This is a genomic window from Stenotrophomonas maltophilia group sp. Smal13 (genome assembly GCF_030236855.1).
In the GTDB taxonomy this organism is placed as follows: domain Bacteria; phylum Pseudomonadota; class Gammaproteobacteria; order Xanthomonadales; family Xanthomonadaceae; genus Stenotrophomonas; species Stenotrophomonas maltophilia_A.
Genome location: NZ_JASJSQ010000078.1, coordinates 1 through 23611 on the forward strand (window position 1 = coordinate 1; position 23611 = coordinate 23611).

The 23611-nt window shown below is 64.4% G+C and carries 16 protein-coding genes; 5 read left to right on the plus strand and 11 right to left on the minus strand.

Going from position 1 to position 23611, the window contains the following annotated elements; all coding sequences use genetic code 11:
* The first annotated feature begins 185 nt into the window (after positions 1-185).
* From QRO95_RS19765 to QRO95_RS19775, 3 genes are all read left to right on the plus strand, one after another.
* Positions 186-1106 carry a DMT family transporter gene (locus QRO95_RS19765; RefSeq protein WP_180836616.1) on the plus strand — a complete coding sequence of 307 codons (921 nt, stop codon included), beginning with the start codon at positions 186-188 and terminating at the stop codon, positions 1104-1106.
* A complete protein-coding gene (locus tag QRO95_RS19770) occupies positions 1013-1441 on the plus strand; it encodes an MGMT family protein (RefSeq protein ID WP_404830370.1) in 429 nt (142 codons plus the stop codon). Before QRO95_RS19765 ends, QRO95_RS19770 begins: the two co-directional genes overlap by 94 nt.
* A 93-nt stretch (positions 1442-1534) precedes the next feature.
* The gene (locus QRO95_RS19775) at positions 1535-2209 is read left to right on the plus strand and encodes a rhomboid family intramembrane serine protease (RefSeq protein ID WP_032128229.1); all 675 of its coding nucleotides are present in this window, start codon (positions 1535-1537) and stop codon (positions 2207-2209) included.
* Positions 2210-2313: 104 nt separating this feature from the next.
* On the opposite strand, the gene QRO95_RS19780 is transcribed toward QRO95_RS19775, so the two are convergent.
* The 8 genes from QRO95_RS19780 to QRO95_RS19815 all read right to left on the minus strand — a co-directional run bounded on the left by QRO95_RS19780 (position 2314) and on the right by QRO95_RS19815 (position 20379).
* Positions 2314-3897 (minus strand): NAD(P)/FAD-dependent oxidoreductase, encoded by a 1584-nt coding sequence (locus QRO95_RS19780; protein ID WP_285303285.1) that lies wholly within the window; start codon positions 3895-3897, stop codon positions 2314-2316.
* A 77-nt stretch (positions 3898-3974) separates the two neighbouring features.
* Positions 3975-4469: a VOC family protein gene (locus tag QRO95_RS19785; protein ID WP_285303286.1), complete on the minus strand. Its 495-nt coding sequence runs from the start codon at positions 4467-4469 to the stop codon at positions 3975-3977.
* Positions 4470-4595: 126 nt separating this feature from the next.
* Positions 4596-6602 (minus strand): M13 family metallopeptidase, encoded by a 2007-nt coding sequence (locus QRO95_RS19790; RefSeq protein ID WP_049460715.1) that lies wholly within the window; start codon positions 6600-6602, stop codon positions 4596-4598.
* A gap of 308 nt (positions 6603-6910) precedes the next feature.
* Positions 6911-9013 carry a M13 family metallopeptidase gene (locus tag QRO95_RS19795; protein ID WP_049398732.1) on the minus strand — a complete coding sequence of 701 codons (2103 nt, stop codon included), beginning with the start codon at positions 9011-9013 and terminating at the stop codon, positions 6911-6913.
* Between the two features lie 190 nt (positions 9014-9203).
* Positions 9204-12056 (minus strand): TonB-dependent siderophore receptor, encoded by a 2853-nt coding sequence (locus QRO95_RS19800; RefSeq protein ID WP_121504576.1) that lies wholly within the window; start codon positions 12054-12056, stop codon positions 9204-9206.
* A gap of 186 nt (positions 12057-12242) precedes the next feature.
* Positions 12243-14270, minus strand: coding sequence for a S9 family peptidase (locus QRO95_RS19805; RefSeq protein WP_285303287.1), 2028 nt, complete (start codon positions 14268-14270; stop codon positions 12243-12245).
* 169 nt (positions 14271-14439) lie between these two features.
* The gene (locus QRO95_RS19810; RefSeq protein WP_049460709.1) at positions 14440-17247 is read right to left on the minus strand and encodes a TonB-dependent receptor domain-containing protein; all 2808 of its coding nucleotides are present in this window, start codon (positions 17245-17247) and stop codon (positions 14440-14442) included.
* Positions 17248-17589: 342 nt separating this feature from the next.
* Positions 17590-20379, minus strand: a complete 2790-nt coding sequence (locus tag QRO95_RS19815) for a TonB-dependent siderophore receptor (protein ID WP_032128235.1) — start codon at positions 20377-20379, stop codon at positions 17590-17592.
* A gap of 214 nt (positions 20380-20593) precedes the next feature.
* Between QRO95_RS19815 and apbC the strand changes: the two genes are divergently transcribed.
* Both apbC and dcd read left to right on the plus strand, forming a co-directional pair.
* A complete protein-coding gene (gene apbC / locus QRO95_RS19820; RefSeq protein ID WP_026347084.1) occupies positions 20594-21448 on the plus strand; it encodes an iron-sulfur cluster carrier protein ApbC in 855 nt (284 codons plus the stop codon).
* A 77-nt stretch (positions 21449-21525) separates the two neighbouring features.
* Positions 21526-22098, plus strand: coding sequence for a dCTP deaminase (gene dcd, locus QRO95_RS19825; protein ID WP_010483020.1), 573 nt, complete (start codon positions 21526-21528; stop codon positions 22096-22098).
* A gap of 96 nt (positions 22099-22194) precedes the next feature.
* Here dcd and QRO95_RS19830 read toward each other — a convergent pair whose 3' ends face one another.
* Genes QRO95_RS19830 through QRO95_RS19840 form a run of 3 tightly spaced genes read right to left on the minus strand, consistent with a single transcriptional unit; the run spans position 22195 to position 23468 of the window.
* Positions 22195-22362 carry a LiaI-LiaF-like domain-containing protein gene (locus QRO95_RS19830; RefSeq protein ID WP_005418011.1) on the minus strand — a complete coding sequence of 56 codons (168 nt, stop codon included), beginning with the start codon at positions 22360-22362 and terminating at the stop codon, positions 22195-22197.
* A 15-nt stretch (positions 22363-22377) separates the two neighbouring features.
* Entirely contained in the window at positions 22378-22800 is a 423-nt protein-coding gene (locus QRO95_RS19835) for an HIT domain-containing protein (protein WP_049398714.1), read from the minus strand.
* Complete coding sequence (locus QRO95_RS19840; RefSeq protein WP_277779279.1) at positions 22797-23468, minus strand: dienelactone hydrolase family protein; 672 nt, start codon at positions 23466-23468, stop codon at positions 22797-22799. The genes QRO95_RS19835 and QRO95_RS19840 overlap by 4 nt, the downstream gene beginning before the upstream one ends.
* Between the last annotated feature and the right edge of the window lie 143 nt (positions 23469-23611).

Here is a 23611-nt window from a genome sequence, read left to right on the forward strand (position 1 = left end):
GTCCCTCCACCCTGGCTCCTACATACCGCGTAGGAGCCGGGAGGAACATACAAGCCATGCTCGACTGCGGTGGAAAGACAGTCGAGCATGGCTCGACTCTACAAGGCGGGCACCGGACGCCCCCGTGCGACAATGGGCGCCCCCACGCTTTCCCGGGCCGCTCCGAGCGGCCCGCCGTCGTCCTGATGTCCAATCCCGCTTCCCGTATCGCCACCGCCTCCCCACGCATTGCGCTGGGGGGTATCGGCCTGGCAGCGATCGGCGCCATCGCTGCTTCCGGCAAGGCGATCATCGTCAAGCTCGGCCTGCGTCACGGCGTGGATGCCACCACGCTGCTTGCCCTGCGCATGCAGATGGCGCTGCCGCTGTTCGTTTTGATGGCGCTGTGGGCCGCGCGTCGGGCCGAACCACTGTCCTGGGCCGACCGTGCCCGCGTGCTGTGGCTGGGTTTCACCGGCTACTACCTGTCCAGCCTGCTCGACTTCCAGGGCCTGCAGTACATCAGCGTGACGCTGGAACGGCTGATCCTGTACTTGAACCCGACCCTGGTGCTGCTGATCAACGTGCTGCTGGCGCGCCAGCGGCCGGGCCGATGGCAGATCGGCGCGCTGGTGCTGAGTTATCTGGGCGTGCTGCTGGCGTTCGGCCATGACCTGCAGCGCGAGGGTGGGCAGATCATCGTTGGCAGCCTGCTGGTGCTGGGCAGTGCGCTCAGCTATGCGCTGTACCTGTTCGGCAGCGGGCAGGTGGTCGCGCGTATCGGAGCGGTGCGGCTGACCGCTTACGCCAGCTGCGTGGCCAGCGTGCTGGTGCTGCTGCATTTCGCGGTGACCCATCCGCTGCCGTTGTTGTGGCAGGCACCGGCGCCGGTGCAGTGGTTGTCGCTGGTCAATGCCACCGTGTGCACGGTGCTGCCAGTGCTGGCGATCATGCTGGCGGTGCAGCGCGTGGGTTCGTCGCTGGCCGCGCAGGTCGGTATGCTGGGCCCTGTTTCCACCATCGTGATGAGCCTATGGCTGCTCGACGAACCGATGGGGCCGGCGCAGATCGCCGGCACCGTGCTGGTGCTGATCGGCGTTCTGCTGGTAACCCGCCTGCGGCGCTGACGCCTGAGCAGGCGCGCGCGCGCATCCTGGCGGTGATCCGCGCGATCCCGGCGGGGCAGGTGATGGGCTATGGGCAGGTGGCGCTGCGCGCGGGCCTGCCCGGGCGTGCGCGCCTGACCGCGCGCATCCTGGGCCAGAACGACGACCCGGACCTGCCCTGGCATCGCGTGCTGCGCTCGGATGGGCGCATTGCCATGGAGGAAGGTTCGGCTGGTTGGCGCGAACAGTCACAGCGGTTGCGCGCCGAGGGCGTGCGGGTGGAGAACGGCCGGGTGCGGATGACGGCGGCTGATCCGGCGGCGGCACTGGATGCCGCTGTGTGGGGTCCGGGCTGAGCACCGCTGGCGACTGAACAGGCCGCGCCTGCCGGTCGCCAACAAGACACGGTGCTGCGGCTATGATGGAGGCCGTTCCATGCCGGTGCTCCCATGTTCCCGCGACTGCCAACCGTCACCAAGGCCCTGCTGATCGCCAATGCGATCCTGTTCCTGCTGCAGCAGCCGTTCCTGCTCGGCATGCAGACCTTCGAGCCCTTCATGCTGCAACCCCTTCAGCAGGGCTTCGACGCATTCTCGCCGGGCGGCAACTTCCAGCCCTGGCAGCTGCTGACCTACGGCTTCCTGCATGGCAGCTTCGGCCATTTGTTCTTCAACATGCTGGCGGTCTTCATGTTCGGCGCGCCGCTGGAGCAGACCTGGGGCGAGAAGCGCTTCCTGCTGTATTACCTGGTGTGCGTGGCCGGTGCCGGTGTCTGCCAGCTGCTGGTGGGCACGCTGCTGGAAAACCCGGCCACGGTGCTAGGCGCCTCCGGCGGCGTGTTTGGCCTGCTGCTGGCCTACGGCATGCTGTTCCCCAACCAGCGGGTGATGCTGCTGTTCCCGCCGATCCCGATGAAGGCACGGACCTTTGTGATCCTGTTCGGTGTGGGCGAGCTGGTGCTGGGCATGACCGGCTGGCAGCCCGGCGTGGCCCACTTCGCGCACCTCGGTGGCATGCTGTTCGGCTGGTTGCTGATCCGCTACTGGCGCGGACAATCGCCGTTCAACAAGCGCCGCCCGCCCGGCCCACCGAAGCGCCCGAACCATCTGCGCAGCGTGAAGTGAGGCGCGATGCGCCTCGCTTCACGCGGGTAGGTGCCAACCTTGGTTGGCACGCTTTGAATGGGATCATTTGACGCGGTAGGTGCCGACCGTTGGTCGGCACACCTCTACCCATCCTGCAACACCACCTGCGCGGCATTGTGCCCGGGCGCACCGGTGACGCCACCACCGGGATGGGTGCCCGCACCGCACAGGTACAGACCGGGCAGGGCACCGCGATAGCCGGCCTGGCCGACCATCGGCCGTGCCGAGAACAACTGGTTGGCACTGAGCGCACCGTGGAAAATGTCGCCGCCGACCAGGCCGAAGGTGCGTTCCAGATCCAGCGGCGACAGCACCTGCCGACCGAGCACGCTGCCGGCAAAGCCGGGCGCATACCGTTCGACGGTGGCAATCATCAGGTCCGCCACAGTCTCGCGGTGATCATCCCAGTTGCGCCCGTCGGGCAGTACCGGCGCCACGTGCTGGCAGAACAGGCTGGCCACATGCTGCCCGCGCGGCGCCAGTGAATCATCCAGCGTGCTCGGAATCAGCATCTCCACGATCGGCTCGCGCGACCAGCCCTCGCGGCGCGCGTCCAACCACGCGCGGTCCATGTAATCCAGGCTGGGCGCCATGATGATGCCGGCGCTGAGGTGATCGCCGGGGCCGGGCAGGGCACGGAAGTCCGGCAACCGCGACAGCGCCACGTTCATCCGGAAGGTGCCGGAACCGCAGCGCCAGTTCGTCATGCGTTCGCGTGTGGCAGCGGGTACCTGCGTTGGCTCCAGCAGCTGTTCGTACAGCAGCTTCGGATTGACGTTGGCCACCACCGCGCGTGCACGCAGGGTTTCGCCGTTGACCAGTTCCACCCCCACGGCGCGGCCTTGTTCGGTCAGTACCTGTTGCACACCGGCATCCACGCGCAGTTCGGCCCCGGCCTCGCGCGCCGCGCTGGCGATGGCCTGGCTGATCGCGCCCATGCCGCCGATCGCGTGGCCCCACGCACCCTTTACGCCATTGCACTGGCCGAATACGTGGTGCAGCAGTACGTAGGCACTGCCCGCTGTATACGGGCTTGCGTAGTTGCCGACGATGCCATCAAAGCCGAACAGCGCCTTGATCGGCTCGCTCTCGAACCAACGGTCCAGGTACTCCGCCGCCGACAGCGTGAACAGGTCCAGCAGTTCCTGCCGCAGTGGCGCATCCAGCGCCGCCAGTTCGCGGCCGAGTTTCCCCATCTGCCATAGTGCGGGCAGCGCACGCCAACCGCCTGCTACACCCAGGTCGGGCGGCGCGCGCAGAGCCCATGCGCGCAGTACGTCGGCGAAGATTTCCAGGCGTGCCTCGTACGCGGGCAAGCGCTGCGCATCCCGCTCGGAGAACTTCGCCACCTCGGCCTGAGTGCGGCCAGGAGCCGACAACAGATAGCGGTCGTCGGGCGATGGCAGGAAGTTGTTGGCCGGGCGCGCGACGATGCGCAGCCCATGCGCATGCAGCTGCAGGTCGTCGATCACCTTCGGCTGCAGCAGCGAGACCGTGTACGAGGCGACTGAATTGCGGAAGCCGGGATGGAATTCCTCGGTGACCGCAGCGCCGCCAAGAACGCCGCGACGTTCCAGCACCAGCACCTTCTTTCCGGCACGCGCCAGATAGGCCGCGCAGACCAGGCCGTTGTGGCCACCGCCAACGATGATCGCATCCCAGGTCATCTGCACCTCGCGAAAAAGGGGACGGAGGGGATTAAGTCGCAATTCGCATGGGGTCACCGGCAATGGGGAGAAACGACTTAATCCCCTCCGTCCCCTTTTTTGATCGCTGCTTCGATGGTGGCGATGTCGATCTTCTTCATCGGCATCATTGCGTTGAAGGCGCGCTTGGCCAGTGCCTTGTCCTGGCAGGTCACCGCTTCGATGAGCATGCGCGGGCTGATCTGCCAGGAAATGCCCCAGCGGTCCTTGCACCAGCCGCATTGGCTCTCCTGGCCACCGTTGCCGACGATCGCATTCCACAGGCGGTCGGTCTCGGCCTGGTCCTCGGTCTGGATCTGGAAGGAAAACGCTTCGCTGTGCTTGAACGCGGTGCCGCCGTTGAGGCCGACGCAGGGGATGCCGCAGACCGTGAATTCAACGGTCAGTACGTTGCCTTCCTTGCCGTCCGGATAGTCACCGGGGGCGTGATGCACGGCGGTCACCGCGCTGTCGGGCAGGATACTGGCGTAGAAGGTGGCGGCCTCGAGTGCGCCGTTGTCATACCAGACACAGATCGTGTTCTTGTGTGCCATGTCGGGGCTCCACGTTGGACGAAGCCGCAGCGATAGCATGCGCGGTGTTAATCCGGGATCGTGCTGCACCTGCAAAAAAGGAGGGCGCCCGAAGGCGCCCTCTGCGTTACCCGTGTGGCAGCTGGATCAGCGCCAGACCTTGATCTGCTCGGCTTCACTGCGCTGCATCGGCTGGCCGGCCTTGCAGCTGAAGGTGGCGCCGAAGGCCGGCAGGTTGGCCAGCGTGCCGTTGCTGCGCCACAGGCCCGGTGCACGGATGTCGGCGGTCAGGCGACGTACGGCCTCGTTCGGCGCCAGCTGCTGCGCCCACAACGCAGACCAGGCGCGGAAGAAGCCCTGCTGCTGGGCCTGCTTGGCCTTCGGCTCCTGCGCGACATACGCCGCCCAGGCCAGTTCCAGACCGGCGATGTCGGCCAGGTTCTCTTCCTGGGTGAGCGTGCCGTTGACCTTGGCACCCTTCACGCCCGGGAAGTCGTAGGCGCTGTACTGCGCGGCTACGCGGTTACCGAGCAGGGTCCAGGCGGTCTTGTCGGCCGGGGTCCACCAGCTGCGCAGCTCGCCCTTGGCGTCGACCAGCGCGCCCTTGGCATCGATCGCGCGGGTCAGCTCATGGCCGACCAGGCCACCGAAGCTGCCGAACTTGTCGGCAGCGTCGGCCTTGGCGTTGAACACCGGGCCCTGCAGGATCGCGGCGGTGACGATCAGGCGGTTCTGGGCCAGATCGTAGGCCAGCGAAGGCTGCTGCGGCAGCACGTCCCAGCGACGGTCGGCGTTGCCCTTGCCGATGCGCTTCATTTCCTCGCGATGGCGCCAGGTCGAAGCAATCAGCATGTTGCCACCGAACGAACCGCGGCCCATCGGCTGCACGCTGTAGTCGAGGTCGCGCAGCGGGGTGCCGATCTCGATCTTCAGCGCAGCCAGCTTGGCCTGCGCTTCGGCCTTGGCTTCGGTGCTCATCCAGCTGCTGTTCTTGACCGCTTCAATCTGCACTTCGCGCACCTTGTCGACGATCCACGCCGCCTGGCGACGATCTTCGGCGGACAGGTAACGGGCAGCGTATTCGCGACCGACCATCGGGCCAGCGGCCACGTTGATCGCCTCCAGCACGTCTTCCCAGCGCTGCGGCGGCAGGGTCTCGCCACGCAGCACGCGGCCGCGGAATTCGAACTCGGCGTCGCGGTAGGCCTTGGACAGGTACGGTGCCATCGAGTCGCCCACGCGCCAGCGCAGGTAGGCCTTCCACTGGTCCGGCTTGAGCTTGGTGACCATGCCGTCGAGCTGCTTGAACAGGCCCGGGTCGGCCAGCGAGACCAGGTCGTCATCCACGCCCTGTGCCTTCAGGAAGGCATCCAGCTGCAGGTTGCGGTAGCGGCTGTTGAGCTCCTTGGTGGAGATCGGCGCGTAGTTGTTGAACGGGTTGTTGATGCCGGCCAGCGACTGCGCATTGCGTGCCAGCTCGGTTTCCAGCGCGATCACCGCCTGCGACTCGGCATCCAGCTTGGCCGCCGGGGTGCCGGTCAGTGCCAGGATCTGCTTGACGTAGTTGCGGTAGCGGCCCATCAGCGCCACGGTGTCGGCGTCGGTGCGCGTGTAGAACGCCGGATCCGGCAGGCCCATGCCGCCCTGCATGAAGTAGCCGATGTGACGGTCCAGCGCTTTCAGATCGACGTCGGGGCCGAAGTTGAATGCCACCGGGATGCCGACCTGGTGCAGCGCGGCGATCGAGGCCGGCACATCCTTGGCCTTCTTGATGGCGTTGATGCGGGTCAGCAGCGGGGCGATCGGGTTGGAGCCGTCTGCTTCCACGGCCGCTTCGTCCAGGCCACTGGCCCAGAAGTCACCCAGCAGCTTCTGCACGTTGCCCTGCGGCGCCTTCATCGCTGCGTCGAGCAGTTCACGCTGCTGCTGGCGGCTGCGGTCGACCAGCTGGCCCAGCGCGGTGGTGGCGCCGGTCTGCGGCACCGGGTTGGCCTTCAGCCAGCCTGCATTGGTGGCGTCGTAGAAGTCGCTGCACTGGGCACTGACAGCCGGGGCACGCGCGGCCTTTTTCTTGGCGGCGAAGGCATCGTGGGTCGGGACCAGAGTCGCCAGGCTGATGCCCAGGGCGATGGCAAGCGGACGGAAATTGGGCATGTGGAACGAATCCGTGATGGATTGAGGGCGCGCGCACTATAGCAAGCCGCGCATGGGCGCGGCATGCACGCATCACGGCGCATCCGCCGGGCATGGCCCGGCGCTACCGGGTGTGTGGCATCGACACCGCATGCACGCATCACGGTGGCTCCGCCGTGCCATACGCCGACCAAGGTCGGCATCTACCAACGGCGTGGGCCTGCACAGGCGCAGCAGATCCACGCCATGCGTGGATGACGGGCGCGGCAAAAAACAAAGGCCCGGGAATTCCCGGGCCTCTGCAGGTCTACCTTGGCATCAGCCAGGGCTTACCAGATCACCACCTGCTGCTCGCCGGCGCGGGCCATCGGCGAACCGGCCTTGCACTGGAAGGCCGCGGCAAAGGTCGGCAGGTTCGACGGCGCACCCATGGCTCGGAACTGCGCCGGCGCGTGCGGGTCAGTGGCCAGGCGGACCTTGGCGTTTTCCGGGGTGTACTTGGTGCGCCACACGGTGGCCCAGTTGAAGAAGAAGCGCTGGTCGCGGGTGAAGCCATCGACCTTTGCATCTTCCTTGCCGGCGGACGCCTTCTGCAGCGCGTCGTAGGCGGTAGCCAAGCCGCCCAGGTCGGCGATGTTCTCGCCCAGGGTCAGGTGACCGTTCACGGCCTGGCCGTCGACCTTGTACTGGTCGAACTGCTTGACCAGCTTGCCGGTCAGGCCTTCGAAGTTCTTCTTGTCAGCGGCGGTCCACCAGTCTTCCATGTTGCCGGTCGGCCCGAAGCGTGCACCCTGGTCGTCGTAACCGTGGGTCATTTCGTGGCCGATCACCGCACCGATGCCGCCATAGTTCAGTGCGTCGTCGGCCTTCGGATCGAAGAACGGCGGCTGCAGGATGGCGGCCGGGAACACGATCTCGTTCTGCAGCGGGTTGTAGTAGGCGTTGACCGTCTGCGGGGTCATGCCCCACTCGGTCTTGTCCACCGGCTTGCCGATCTTGGACAGGTTGAACTTGTAATTGAACTCACTGGCCGCGCGCACATTGCCCAGGTAGCTGTCGCGCTGGGTCTGCAGGCCCGCCCAGTCACGCCACTTGTCCGGGTAACCGATCTTCGGAGTGAAGGTTTCCCACTTGGCGATGGCCTTGGCCTTGGTTTCATCGCTCATCCAGCTCAGGCCCTGGATGCGTTCCTTCAGCGAGGCGGCCAGGTTCTTCACCAGCTCTTCCATCTTCGCCTTGGCTTCCGGCGAGAAGGCAACCTTCACGTACAGCTGGCCGAAGGCTTCACCGGCGTCGTTCTCGATGGTGCCCAGCACGCGCTTCCAGCGCGGCTTCTGTTCCTTCTGGCCATTGAGGGTCTTGCCGTAGAACTCGTAGTTCTCCTGCACGAAGGCATCGGCCAGGTACGGCGAGGCGCTGTCCACGGTGTGGAAGCGCAGGTAGGCGCGCCACACCGACGGATCGGTATCGCCCAGCGCCTTGCTCACTTCCTCATGGAAGGCCGGCATGGCCAGCGAGAACTTCTCCGGCGCGGCTACGCCCTGCGACTTGAAGAACTCGGTCCAGCTGAAGTTCGGGGTCAGCTTGTCAGCGTCGGCCAGGGTGACCGGGTTGTAGTACAGCTCGACGTTGCGCGACAGCTCCACGCGCGACTTGGAGGCCTTGGCCAGGCGGGTCTCGAACTTGACCACGTCCTCGGCCTGCTTGGCAGCGTCGGCAGCGGCGACGCCGGACAGCTCCAGCACCTTGGCGACGTGCGCCTGGTAGGCCTTCAGCTTGTCGGCGTTCTTGGCATCGGTGTAGTAGGTGCTGTCCGGCAGGCCCAGGCCGCCCTGGCTGGCGTAGGCCAGGTTGACGGCCGAGTTCTTGAAGTCGGCTTCGGCGCCGAAGCCGAACAGGACGTTGTCGCCCTTGGCCGCGCTGCTGCGCAGGTAGTCGGCGATGGCCGCCTTGTCCTGCAGGCCGTCGATCGCGGTCAGGTCGGCCTTCAGCGGCTCGATGCCCTGGGCATTGATCTTGGCTTCGTCCATGCCGGTGGCCCACAGGTCGCCGACGATCTTCTCGATATGGTTCGGGTTCTTGACCTGCGCGACCTGTTCAGCCAACTGGTGCTGTACGGCTACCGAACGCTCGTCGAGGATGGTGAACGCGCCCCAGCTGGTGCGGTCGCCCGGAATTTCATTGGCGGCCAGCCACTTGCTGTTGACGTAGTCGCCGAAGGCGCCACAGGCGTCCTTGCTGGCATCCAGATCGCTGGGCTGGAAGGCGTTGTAGGCCGGCAGCTTGCTCTCGTCCAGCGTGTAGTTGGTGGCTTCGGCCGCGGCCGGCGTGGAGGCGGTGGCATCCTTGGCCGGGGTTTCGTTCTTGCCGCAGCCGACCAGCGCGGCCGAAACGGCCAGGGTCAGCAGCACGATCTTGGGAGTACGGGTCACTTTGATGGCCTCCAGGCCGAGTGAGTCAGGGAAGGGCCGCGGGGACGGCCGTGGGCCGAACAATACGCCGCCGGCCTGCCCTGCAAGGGTGTCGAAGGTCATGGCCGGGCGCAAGGGGGCCGCTTCGTGGGCCGGAAAAGACAGACCCGGCAAAAGCCGGGTCTGTCGGGGTACTGCGATAAGGCGTGGATCAGAACTTGTACTTCAGACGCACGAACGGGGTGCGGCCGTAGTAGTCGTACTGGGTGGCGAAGGCCGGTACGTTGCCGTAGCGGGAATCGGCGACACCGATGGAAACCAACGGCGGGGTCTTGTTGAAGATGTTGCTGACGCCCACCAGGATTTCCCAATCGGCCTGCGCGTAGCTGACCGAAGCGGTGTGGTAGATGCGCGAGTCGGCCACGATGTCACGATAGGAGTTCGGACGACCCTGGTAGGTGAACACCGGGCTCAGATCGATGTCTTCGGTCTTGTGGATGTAGGTGGTCAGCCAGTTGTACGACCAGTCACCGCGGGTCAGGCTCAGCGCCAGGTTGCCCACCACCTTCGGACGGCCGATGTCACCCAGCAGCTCCGAGGATTCCAGGCCGCTCGCAGCTGCGCTGGAGAACACTTCCTGGGTGTCTTCGATCGTGTAGGTGACCTGGGTCTCGGCCGAGAACTTGCCGAACGAGAAATCGTGGTCGAAGTTTGCGGTCAGGTCGTAGCCACGGGTGCGCTGCTTGTTGATGTTGATGAACTTGTTCTGGATCTGGGTCACCGCATACGGCTGGGTAGCACTGGCCGGATTGCGGGTCAGCAGATCGCAGTAGCTGTTCGGGTACACCGTGCCGCCGTAGCAGCCACGCATGACGTTGGTGCTGCCCAGCTGCGCGATTTCATTGCTCACTTCGTAGTCGAAGTAATCGATGGCCACGCTCAGGTTGGCGAAGGTCGGGGTGAACACGATACCGGCGGTCTTCGCACGCGAAGTTTCCGGAATCAGCGAATTACCACCGCCCTGGCGGTACACCGTGCCGCTGCTGCCGCCGCCGGCATAGTCGGCCGGGATACCTGCGGCCGCACAGTTGGCCTGGTAATTGGTATTGGAGCTTTCACCCCAGCGTACGCACGGATCGTTCGCCTGCTGGAAGAAACCAGTCTCGTTGCCGAGGTACAGCTCGTACAGGCCCGGCGCGCGGTAGGAGGTGCCGATCGAACCGCGCAGACGCAGCGACGGAATGACCTGCCAGTTCAGGCCGACCTTCCAGACATTGTCCGAATCGGCAACGTTGTCGTACTTGAACACGCGACCCGAGGCGTTCAGGCTCAGCGATTCCACCGCCGGCAGGCCCTTCAGCAGTGGCACGTCGAACTCGACGAAGGCTTCCTTGACCTTGTCGTTGCCCTTGGTCACATCAGCCGAGGACGAGCCCCAGATGTCGCCAGTGCGGGACAGTTCGCTCGGCTGGTCGTTGAGCGAGTAATAGCGGTATTCCAGGCCGCCCGCAAAACCGACCGCACCGGCCGGCATCTCGAACAGGTCGCCGCTGACGATGGCGTTGATGGTAGCCTGCTTGTAAGTGGTCTTGCCCCAGTCCCACGCACCGAGCTTGTCGACCAGCTCGTCGACCTTGCGGCCGCTCAGGTAGTCCGGGTCGAAGTAGTTCACCGCCGGCGGCGCGTCGGTGTAGTCCAGGTCGCCGCTCTTGGAGGCCTGGATGGCCAGATTGCCGTACTTGCCACTGGAGTGGCTGAAGTTCGCGTTGACTTCCCACGCCCAGGTGTCGGTGCCCTTGAACAGGCCGTCAAGCTTGGTGGCGGCGTAGAAGTAATCGACGGTGACATCCTGCTGGGACTTGAACAGCATCACCGGGTTGGCGACGATCTCGGTACCCGGGATGTAGGCATACGGGAAGAACTGGCGCCAGGAGAACGTCTCGGTTTCGCGACGGTTGAACAGGAACTGGGTCTTCCAGTTGACCGAATCGAAGCCGAAGTCGGTGGCCACGTAGGCGGTCTTCCGCTCCTGCTTGTTGATGATGTGGCCCTGGCCCCAGCGCGCGAAGTTCACCGGCTCATCGAAGAAGGCCTGGCCGCGCGCGTAGCTCTGGGTCTTGCGCGGGCGGTAGCCCGGCAGCGGGCCGACAGTGGTGCCATCACCCGACGGCACATAGCGGGTGCTGCCGATGTCGACCACGTTGTGCAGCATGTTGACGCAGTTGGCCAGCGGCGTACCGGCATTGAGCGAACGATCTTCGCGGTCGATGCGGTTGCCGTCGGCGTCCTTGACCAGGTCGTTGCTGCAGTTGAGGAAGTCGCGGTCGCCACGGGTCAGCTCGTTGTGCTGATACCACTCGACGGCAGCGATGATGCTGCCCTTCTCGAAGTTCCAGCCATTGGCCAGCGACGCCGAGAACACTTCACCGCCGCCTTCGGTCGGGACGCGGCCGGTAACGGTCAGCTCCGGGCGCTCGATGTTCTTCTTGGTGATCAGGTTGACCACACCGGCCACGGCGTCGGAACCATAGATCGAGGACGAACCGTCCTTCACGATCTCGGCACGCTGCAGGATGGCGGTGGGAATGACGTTCAGGTCGAAGGCGCCGACGGCGCCACGGGTACCGGCCGGGCCGGGGCGCTGGCCATCGAGCAGCACCAGGGTGCGGTTGGCGCCCAGGCCGCGAAGCGACACGGTCTGTACGCCGGTGCCGCCGTCCACGACGAAGCCGCCGAACTGGTGGGTGATCTGGGTTTCGGCCGAACCGATGGCCGACTTCTGCAGGAACTCGGCCACGTTGACCTGGCCCTGCTTCGCGTTGGTTTCGGCGTTGATGGTGAACACCGGCGAAGTGGTCTCGTAGTCCGCACGGCGGATCAGGGAGCCGGTGACTGTGACCTTGTCAAGATCGGTTGCGCGGGTGGAAGTGCTTGAGCTGCTTGACGCCTTTGCTTCCTGCTGGGTGGATTCCTGGGCCAGAGCCGGTGCGACCTGCAGGCAGGCCAGCACAGCAAGAGTCAACGGGACGCGGCTTGGCTTAGATTGGCGGTTGGCGTTGCGCATTTCGGTTTGATCCCCACTTGTTATGCTTCGGTTAATGGAGTGTATGAGTCGCGTAAAGTAAATGCAACATGAATATTAAAATCTCTTAACTTGCTGTTGTTATAGGGAAATTCAGTATTTGGGGCATGAAAAAGCCCCTGCCTGGCCGGCAGGGGCTTGGTGAAAGCGAGGGTGCCCGGGGAGGGATCAGAGGCCGCCGGGGCCGCAATCCTTGCTCAGGTAGTCGGCCATGAGCGTCAATGTCGTCCGGAAGTGCACGGGGTACCACGGCATGCTGTGCGGCATGTCGGGGATCAGCTCGAACCGGGCTGGGACCTTGCCCTGTACGCCGTTGTAGAAGTTCCTCGCATGGAAGGACGGCGTGCGTACGTCACGGTCACCGACGAAGGTCAGCAGAGGAATCGTGGCCTTTGCAGTGTTCTGCATCGGGTCCATGCCCTTCACCGTGCGCCCCTGCAGAATGCGTTGCAGGCGGTTCTGGCTCCAGGAGGTGCCCAGTCGGCCAAGATCAGTGACCGGGGCACCCGCGATGGCGCACTGGTAGGGGGAGGGGCTGCGCACTGTCGCGGCGGCCGCCGCGAAGCCGCCGTAGGAATAGCCGAAGATCGCGATACGGTCCTTGGCGGCGATGCCCTGTGAGACGAGCCAGGCGGCGCCGTCATCCTTGTCGTCCTGCATCTTCTGGCCCCACTCGGCGTCACCTGCCAGCCAGAGCTTGCGGCCAAGGCCGGCGCTGCCGCGGTACTGAGGGCGCAACACGGCGTAGCCGCGCGAAGTGAAGAACGGCACCCAGCCTGATGCATCCCAGCCGGTGTAGTCGCGTGCCCACGGCCCGCCGTGCGGATGAACGAGTGCCGGCAGCGGGCCTTCGCCCTGCTTCCAGCCCGGCGGGAGATCCAGAATCGCTGGAATCTGCAGCCCATCGCGTGCGGTGTAGGTCACCCAGCGTTGTTCACCGATCTGCTTGCTGTCCACCCAGGGGCGCTCGTTGCCGAGTGGCACGACATCCTTGCGATCGGCCAGGATGAAGTAGCTCTTCGGGTTGCGGTTGCTTTCCGTGGTGAACAGGACGCGCGAAAGGTCGTCGTTGTAGCCGGTGATGTAGATGCTCAGGCCGGGATAGGCTTTCTGCAGGCCCTCCTGCAGGGCCTTCATCTGCGGATCCACGTACACGGCCTGTCGTTGCGGACCGTCGATATAGAAGCCGAGGACCTGGTTGAAGTTGCTCTTGCGCGTGCCCAGGATCAGTGAACTGATCGAGAAGGATGGATGGGCGGCCAGAGGCTCCTTGTCGAACTCCTTTTTGGCAGGATCGTACAGTCGCGCCTGCACCAGATCCGAGAACTGGTCGGTCAGCACGTACAGCTTGCCGCTGTCATCGTCTATGCCGACGACTTCCACCGTATAGCGTTCGCTCAGTCGGGTGGTCAGGGGGGCGTGCACTTCGAACTGGCCGGCGCTGTTCTTGATCAGAATGCGTTGTTCGAAATCGTCGGAGCCGGCGGATTCGACCTGGGTCTGGGTAAGGACTTCACCTGTGCGGGGATGGAACAGGCCGGGTGACGTGCGGGAGCTGCCTTTGAACAGCAGTTCGGTCTGGCCCGTGCGCAGGTTGAAGCGGTAGTAGTTGGCCTGCAGCGTGGCCTCATTGAGCTGGCTGATGATGACCCTGTCTGCATCCAGCGGCAGCCCATGGACGAGCGAGGCGGTACCCGCAAGTTCGAGGCAGCGAAGGGTCTCGGGGCTGACCCCGAGCGTGCGGGTGTTGTTGGCGAACGCCTCGTCGAACTTGGTCTGGGTGGCGTCGGTGAGGTAGGCCTTGGTCAGGAAGGTCTTGGTGGCTCCCGTACTGTTGCCTTCACCGCAGCCGCCGAGTTTGCCTGTCCATTCCTGGCGCCCGATGACGAGGTTGCGTCCCGCCTTCAGTGCGCTTGCCGCGATGAACTTCATCCGGTCACCGGATGGCGTGATGGCGACCGGACCGGCGCCGAGGTTATCCAGGTTCCAGTTGGCCAGGGCGGTATCGCTGTTGTCGCTGCCGGGCGCGGCCACGATCGCGACCAGCTGCTTGCCGTCGGCGCTCATGGTGACCGACTGGATGGTGGGGATCCTGGCGAAATCCTCGGCTGGCAGAGGGCTTGCGAGGGCAGGGGCAATGCACAGCGCCGCCAGTGCGGCGGCGCCAAGGCGGGCGGGGGACAAGCGCAGTTCCATGGTCGGCAGGGTCCTTGTGGCGGGCACATCAATATGACCTGAAGATGAACGAAGACGTGAATCCAGTCAACTTGGCGTGAATGCCCGGGCGCGCGTCACGCCCTGGAGGGGCGACCAGCAAAAAAAGACCCCGCCGGGGGCGGGGTCTTTGGTGCGGCAAGGGCCTGGATCAGTGATCGCCGAACTCGTACTTGGCCTGCACATAGATGGCACGCCCGTAGGCGTTGTACAGGTAATTGTTGTACGGCTGGCCGCTGGTGCCGGCGAAGCTGAAGCGCTGGTTGTCCGGCATCTTGTTGAACACGTTGTTGACCATCAGCGACAGGGTCAGGTTGTCCAACGCACGGTAGTTCACGCTCAGGTTGTAAGTGGTGTAGGAGCCCCACTTGCCTGCCTTGTAGCCGGAGCTGTGGACGTAGTCGTAGCCATTGCCCACGTACGCCATGTAGTTCGGCGTCTTGCCAATGTAGTTGGCGTACAGGGTGGTGGTCCACTTGTCCTTGGCCCAGCCGACCGAACCATCGGCGCGCACCTTGGCGTACGAGTCGTACACCCACATCGCGTACGGGTCACGCAGCAGGTCCAGGAACTCATCGCCCGGCTGCGGCTGCAGTTCGCGCTTGAGCATGTCGGTGTAGTTGCCCGAGAACTGAAGCGAACCGAAGCGGCCCATGTCGTGCACGTACTTGAAGCTGGCGGTCAGCGCTTCCAGGTTCTGGCGGGCGACGTTCATCTTCGGGGTATAGATCTCGTCCAGCACGCCGGACGCATCGCGGGTGATCCAGTCGTTGACGTTCTGGCAGCTGGCCGAGGTGTTGTTGGCCTGGCCGCCACGGCAGTAGTACTCAGCCAGCAGCAGCTGGTCGGAGCTGAGCGTATCGACCTCGTTCTTGATCTTCCAGTTGTAGTAGTCCACCGACAGCGACAGGTTGTTGATCGGTGCCCACACAACACCTGCATTCCAGACGTCGGCGGTGATCGGTTCCAGGTCCGGATTGCCGGCGCGGGTGCCGAACACCGAGACGCTGTCATACGGGCAACCGGTGGTGTTGGCCGGGTCGTAGCCCAACTGGCCGCAGCGGTAGTAGTCGGTGGAGCCGTTGGCGTAGTAGCCGCTACGGCCCTGGAACGCGTCGGACAGCGTCGGAGCGCGGAACGCCGTACCGTACTTGCCGCGGAACAGCAGGCTTTCGATCGGACGGAACTCGACGCCGATGCTGTAGGTGGACTTGTCGACGGTGTTGCTGCCGATCTTGAAGGCGTCGTAGCGACCGGAACCGGTCACCGTCAGCATGTCATGCAGGGGCAGGCGCAGTTCGCCGGTCACCGCATAGTTGCTGCGGTGGCCAGCACCGGAGACCGCCGTGGTGCCCCAGACGCTGCCATCCATCAGGCCCGGATCGGGGCTGTAGTCCCAGCCTTCGCTTCCACCTTCAACGACCACGGCCAGGCCGGCGTCGCCGCCGGGCAGCTTGAACAGTGATCCATTGGTGACCTGTGCACGGGCCAGGTTCTGCCAGGTGCGGCTCTGGCTGTAGCTGTAGCCGGTGAAGGTCTGGAAGTCACCGGCCGGCAGCGGCGCGTAGAACGCTTCCCAGTTCGGGCTGTAGATGTCGTAGCCGGTGCTGGTGGTTCCCAGCACCGGGCCGAGCACGCGCTGTTCGAAGTAATCGTTGATCGGGTCATTCCAGCGCACGAAGTTGCGCTCGGTCAGCTTGTACTCGCCGCGGGTGAAGCTGAGGCTGTAGTCCCAGTTGCCGGCCGTGCCGCGGCCGCCCAGCGTCACCTGATAGGCCTTGTTGCGGTCGGTGTTCATGATGTCGCGGTAGCCGGCGCCGCCGATGTCTTCCGGGGCGAACACGCGCTGCAGGTTCATGTACTGGCCGCTGGCCTGGTCGTAGAAGCGGCCCCAACCGGAAGAGGTGCCCCACCAGGTGTAGCCGGAACCCGTCGCGTACTTGACCTCTTCCAGGCTGTACAGCGCATCGCCGAACAGCTGGAAATTGTCATTCACGTCGAAGGTGGCAGAGCTGTAGATCTGCGCGCTTTCCTTGCCGTTCTTGATGGTCTTGTAGCCGGTGCCATAGGTCGAGCCGCATGCCTGGCCGGTGGGCCGGGTGCCGAGCACGGTGGTGCCATCGAACTGCCCGGCGACGTTGGCGCACAGGTTCGGGTCCATCATCGCGTAACGGTTGTTGTTGGCCGGCAGCAGCACCAGGAAATCGTTGGAGACGTACTGCGGGCTGTAGCCGTCGGGATTGTTGACCTTGGTCAGATCGCGTTGGTAGCCCCAGATCGGGCTGGTCTTTTCGTACTGCACATTGACCAGCGCGTGGAAGCGGTCATCGACACCATTGAAGCCGCGGGCGCCGCTGAAGCGGAAGCTGTTGCCGCCGCCTTCGCTGTAGGCGCCGCCACGGACGTTGAGGACGCCACCATCCATGCGTTCCTTGAGGATGATGTTGACCACGCCAGCGATCGCATCGGAGCCATACAGTGAGGACTGGCCGCCCGGCAGGATCTCGATGCGCTCGACGATGTCGATCGGAATGCCGCTGATGTTGTTGAACGTATCGCCGCCGTTGTACAGCGCCGGATATGAAAGCATCGGGCGGCCGTTGATGAGGTACTTGGTGTAACCCGGGCTGAGGCCGAACATGCCGGCGGCTTCGGCGCCCTGGGTGAACGAGGCCGAGGTCTGGCCACCCTGCAGGCCGCCAGTGGACAGCGAGGACTGCTGCAGGACATCGGCAACGCTGGTGAAGCCGCGGGTCTGGATGTCCTCTGCGGTCACGGTCAGGACCGGCGTGTGGTTCTCGATCTCGGTCTGCGGAATCAGCGAACCGGTGACCGTCACGCGGTCAAGCTGGGTCGGTGCATTGCCGCTTTGCGCCAGGGCCGTGCCGGAGGCGAGCAGTGTGCCGAGCAGGGCGAGCGTCAGTGGGTGGCGCGAGAGTGTGGAACGATGGCGAGACATGGAAAATCCCCGTAGTGAGCGATGTCTTGGCTACCGGCTTCCGTGTCGGCTTAACGATCTGTTCAGTTGCATTCCATTCAGCCGGACCGTAACACGCACTTAACGCAGGGAACACACGATCGTCATTTAGTCAATCGGGCTTTTGCCTGAAAAATGGCGATATATCAATGACTAACGCCAATTGTTTTGGCGTGTTTCAAAAGATGGCGATATGAATGGCATTCTTTCGTAGTGCATTTGCTGCTTCTGCATCAATGCTTTACCGAAGGCTTCCTGGAACCAAAAAAAAGGCCCCGCTGAAGCGGGGCCTGGTCCAGACACGAAGTCCGGAAAACGACGGGATCAGAAGTTGTACTTGACCTGGGCCGAGATCTGGCGGCCGTAGACGCTGTAGAAGCCGTCATTGAACGGGGTCGATTCGTTGCCCGGGTAGTTGTAGCGCTGGCCTTCCGGCAGCTTGTTGAACACGTTGTTGACCATCAGCGACAGGACCAGATCTTCCTGTGCCTGGTAGTTCATGCTCAGGTTGTACGTGGTGTACGAACCCCACTTGCCGGCCTTGGCGCCGGAGGAGTGGACGTAGCCGTAGCTGCGGCCGGTGTAGGCCAGGTAGTTCGGGGTGCTGCCGACGTAGTTGGCGTACACGGTGGTGGTGAACTTGGCGATGTTCCAGGCCACCGACAGATCGCCGCGGACCTTCGCGAAGTTGTCGTAGTACCACATGTTGTACGGATCGCTCAGCAGATCCAGCTTGGCGGCACCCGGCATCGGCTGCACTTCACGCTTCAGCATGTTGGTGTAGTTGCCGGAGAACATCAGCGAGCCGAAGCGGCCGATATCCTGCTGGTACTTGGCCGCCACGGTCACCGCTTCCAGGTTCTGGCTGGCAACGTTGAGCTTCGGCGTGTACACGCGGGTCAGGTTGCCACCGGCATCGCGGGACACCCAGTTGGTCACGTCACCGCAGCTGGCCGAGGTGTTGTTCGGCAGGCCGTTGTGGCACTGGTACTCGGCCAGCAGCAGCTGGTCGCTGCTGAGGGTCTTGACCTCGTTCTTGATCTTCCAGTTGTAGTAGTCGGCCGACAGCGAGAAGTTGCTGACCGGAGCCCACACCACGCCTGCGCTCCAGACGTCGGCGGTGATCGGCTTCAGGTCCGGGTTGCCGGACTTTTCGCTGTACACCGAGGTGTTCTTGTAGAACGAGCAGGCCTCGTCACGCAGGCCGTAGCCCAGCTGGCTGCAGCGGTAGTAGTCGTTCTGGCCGGACGAGTACGAACCGCTCATGCCCTGGAAGGCATCGGACAGGGTCGGCGCGCGGAAGGCGGTACCGTACTTGCCACGCAGCAGCAGGCTCTCGATCGGACGGAATTCCAGACCGATGCTGTAGGTGGCCTTGTCGACGGTCTTGTCGGCGATCTTGAAGGCGTCATAGCGGCCCGACGCGCTGACGGTCAGCTTGTCGTGCAGCGGCATGCGCAGCTCGCTGGTGACCGCATAGTTGCTGCGGTGGCCGGCACCGGCGACGGCGGTGGTGCCCCACACATTGCCATCAACGAACGCCTGGTCCGGCGAGTAGTCCCAACCTTCGCTGCCACCTTCCAGCACGACGGCCAGGCCAGCGTCACCGCCCGGCAGGCTGAACAGCGAGCCGTTGGTCACCTGCACGCGGCCCAGGTTCTGCCAGGTCTTGCTGCGATGGGTACCGTAGCCGGTGAAGCTGGCGAACTGGTCCGGAGTGATCGGCGAGTAGAAGGCCGCGTAGTCCGGGTTGTAGATGCCGAAGCCGCCAGCCGAGGTGCCCAGGCGCGGGCCCAGCACGGTCTGGCCGAAGAAATCTTCGATCTTGTCCTTCCAGCGCACGAAGCGGTTCTGGTCCAGGCGGTACTCACCACGGGTGAAGCTGGCGCTGTAGTCCCAGTCGCCGACCATGCCCTTGCCGCCCAGGGTGACCTGGTAGGCACGGCTTTCGTCGGAGTTCATGATGTTGTTGTAGTGGCCCGGGCCGATTTCTTCCGGCGCGAAGGCGCGCTGCAGGTTCACGACCTTGCCCAGGCCCTGGTCGTAGAAGCCGCCCATGACCGACTTGGTGCCCCACCACAGGGCGCTGGAGCCGGAGGTGAACTCGGTCTTTTCCTTGCTGTACAGCACATCGGCGAACAGCTGGAAGTTGTCGTTCACGTCGAAGGTCATCGACGAGTAGAACTGGCCGCTGTTCTTGCCGTTCTTCAGGGTCTTGTAGCCGGCGCTGTACACCGAACCGCAGGACTCGCCCGACGGGCGCTGGCCGACCACAGTGGTGCCGTCATACAGCCCAGCGACGTTCGCGCAACGGCTCGGGTCCATCATCAGCAGCTTGTTGTCAGCGTTGGTGATGACGGCGAAGTCGTTCGACGGAACCTGGGCGGTGTAGCCGACCGGGTTGTTCTGGCGGGTGATGTCGCGCTGGTAGCCCCAGATCGGGCTGCCGTTCTCGATCTGCACGTTGAACAGTGCATGGAAGCGGTCGTCGAAGGCGTTGATGCCCTTGGCGGCGCTGAAGCGGATGTTGCTGCCACCGCCTTCGGTGTAGGTGCCGCCACGGAGGGTCATGGTGCCGCCGTCCATGCGCTCCTTCAGGATGATGTTGACCACACCGGCGATTGCGTCCGAGCCGTACAGCGAGGACTGGCCGCCCGGCAGCACTTCGATGCGCTCGACGATGTCGATCGGAATGCCGCTGATGTTGTTGAAGGTTTCGCTGCCGTTGTACAGCGCCGGATACGAGAGCATCGGGCGGCCGTTGATCAGGTATTTGGTGTAGCCCGGGTTCAGGCCGAACATGCCGGCAGCTTCGGCGCCCTGGGTGAACGAACCCGAGGTCTGGCCACCCTGCAGGCCGCCGGTGGTCAGCGACGACTGCTGCAGCACTTCAGCAACACTGCTGAAGCCGCGGGTCTGGATGTCTTGGGCGGTGATGGACATCACCGGGGTCTGGGTTTCAACCTGGGTCTGCGGGATCAGCGAACCGGTGACGGTGATCTTGTCCAGGTTGGTCGCCTTGTCCTGGGCCATTGCCGGGGCGGCGGCCATCAGAGCGGAAATCAGGGCGACGGCGAGCGTGTTGCGACGTGCGGTGTTGCTTACGTAGTTCATGTAGTTCCATTGGAGAGCAAAAACAAAAACGGCACTGCGCATGCGCCATCGCGCGGGCTGGAAATGCCAGCTCCGCAGCCCAAAACAGTGCGGGTCGAACGTAACATGAACTTAACAATCTGTGCACGAATCTGTAGCAATCCTGAATTTCAGTCAGGTTACGTCCAGCTTGTATGATGCTCGGTTATTCCCCCTGACCCCGCCGGTGCTCGTTGTGAACAGTTCTCCCCGCCGTCCCCATGCAAGCCAGGTCCAGAAGGGACTTACGCCGCATGCCCGCATCCGCAACGTGATCGCGGTTGGTTCGGGCAAGGGCGGCGTCGGCAAGTCGACCACTGCGGTCAATCTGGCCGTGGCCCTGCAGCAGCTCGGCGCACGCGTGGGCGTGCTTGATGCGGACATCTACGGGCCGAGCGTGCCGGCCATGCTGGGCCTGTCCGGTCGCCCGGAAAGCCCGGACAACAAGAGCATCGAGCCGCTGCGTGCGTTCGGCGTGGACACCATGTCGATCGGCTACCTGATCGAAGAAGACACGCCGATGATCTGGCGTGGACCGATGGCCACCTCGGCGATGACCCAGCTGTTCAATGACACCCTGTGGGATGACCTGGACTACCTGCTGATCGACCTGCCGCCGGGCACCGGTGACATCCAGCTGACCCTGACCCAGAAGATCCCGCTGGCCGGCGCGGTGATCGTCACCACCCCGCAGGATATCGCCACGCTGGATGCGAAGAAGGCGCTGAAGATGTTCGAGAAGGTCGAGGTGCCGGTGCTCGGCATCGTCGAGAACATGGCGGTGCATACCTGCAGCAGCTGCGGGCATGTCGAGCACCTCTTCGGCGAGGGCGGCGGCGAGCGCATGGCCGCGCAGTACGGCGTGCCGTTGCTGGGTTCGTTGCCGCTGCAGATCGGCATCCGCGAGCAGGGCGATTCCGGTACCCCGATCACCGTGGCCCAGCCGGATTCGGTCCCGGCCCAGGCCTACCGCCATGCCGCCCAGCGCCTGATCGAGGAGGTTGGCAAGCGTCCGCGTGCCTCGATCCCGATCCTGTCGTCGCTGCTGTAAGTGCCAGGGCAGGGGCCGCCGGCGACGCCCGGCCCCCTGCTAGAATCCTCGCGCCCCCTCGTACCCCAGGACAAAGCATGAGCATCAAGAGTGACCGTTGGATCCGCCGCATGTCCGAGCAGCACGGCATGATCGAGCCGTTCGAGGCCGGGCAGGTCAAGCAGGCCAACGGCGAGCGCATCGTCAGCTATGGCACCTCCAGCTACGGCTACGACGTGCGCTGCTCGCGCGAGTTCAAGGTGTTCACCAACATCAACTCGACCATCGTCGATCCCAAGCACTTCGACCCGGGCAGCTTCGTGGATATCGTCGGCGATGAATGCATCATCCCGCCGAACAGCTTCGCGCTGGCGCGCACCGTGGAGTACTTCCGCATCCCGCGCGACACCCTGGTGGTGTGCCTGGGCAAGAGCACCTACGCGCGCTGCGGCATCATCGTCAACGTGACCCCGCTGGAGCCGGAGTGGGAAGGCCACGTCACCCTGGAGTTCAGCAACACCACGCCGCTGCCGGCACGCATCTACGCCAATGAAGGCGTGGCGCAGATGCTGTTCTTCCAGGCGGCCGCCGATGACATCTGCGAGACGTCGTACCGCGATCGTGGTGGCAAGTACCAGGGCCAGACCGGCGTGACCCTGCCGCGGACCTGAGCGGCGCGCCATCGCATGACGAAAACGCCGGGCATGCCCGGCGTTTTCATGGGTGCGGCCACACGCTGCGCTCGCCGGGCATGGCCCGGCGCCAGCTTATTTCCCGCGACCGAACAGCATCGCGATGCCCACGCCCACCAGTGCCACCGGCCACCAGGTCAACAGCAGCTTGGACAGGTTCAGGTGCGTCCAGCCGAGGTTGCTGGCGAGCATGAACAGGCCGATCAGGATCAGCAGGACGGCGGCAACGAGGTTGAATCGCATCGGGTCGGCAAACGCTCAGGACTGGGCTGGATATCCTAGCCGTTCCTTCCAGTAGGCGACATGCTGGTCCAGCGCACCCGGCTCGTAGCGATGCGCGGGGCCACTGCCCCAGACCGGGCCTGGCCACGCGGGGTCGCCGTCATGGCGGCCGATCACATGGAAATGCAGCTGGCGCACGATGTTGCCCAGCGCACCGATATTGATCTTCTCCACCCCGTCGGCGCCCTTCAGGGCCTTGCAGGCGCGGTTGAGCTCGGTGCGCAGCTTGTCCTGCTGCTCGCCGTCCAGCTCGATCCACTCGGTCACCCCGGCCAGGCGAGGTACCAGCACCAGCCAGGGGAATCGTTCGTCGTTCATCAGCCGCACTTGCGACAACGGTCCTTCCGCCACCAGCACGCTATCGGTGGCCAGGCGTGAATCGAGTTCGAATTCGCTCATCCAAGATGCTCCGAGAAGAAGTCCAGGGTGCGTTGCAGCGCCAGGGTGGCGCTGTCTGGATCATACGCATGTCCGACCTCCCGGTTGAAGGCGTGGTCGGCCGGATAGACGAAGGTGGCCATCTGCGGCAGCTTCTCGCGATGGGCCTGCACGGCCTCCGGGGGGATGCTCTTGTCCTGGGCACCGAAGTGGAAGATCACCGGGGCCTTGGGTGTCTCATCCAGGAACTGGACGTTGCGCGCACCGTAGTAGCTGACCGATGGCAGGCCCAGACGCAGGGCCGACAGCATCGCCACCGTGCCGCCCCAGCAGTAGCCCACCGTGCCGACCTTGCCGTAGGGGGCCAGCCGGGTCGCTGCGGCACGGACCACCTCCAGCGCCTTCTCCATGCCCAGTGCAGTCACCCGTTCCAGGCCCTGCTTCACGCCGTCGGCGTCATAGGGCAGGGCATCCGGATCGGCTTCTGTGCCGTCAATCAGGTCGAAAAAGGACGGCGCCAGCACTGCATAGCCTTCGGCCGCGAAGCGCTCGGCCACGCCGCGGATGTGCGGGTTGGCGCCGAAAATTTCCTGCACCACCACCAGCCCGCCATGCGGGGTGCCCTCCGGCAGGGCGTGCCAGGCCCGTACCGGGCCGTGATGCGTATCCAGGGTGATCCACTCGGCCATCGTTTCCATCTCGTTGCGGGGAACAGAACCGCATTGTCGGCGCTGCGTGGGTTAGCGCGGTGTCAGCGGCTGTGCGTGATCGGGCGGCTGGCCATTCAGAGCGCGGCCGCCAACCCCGGTATACTGGCGCCCTTTCAGGCCCC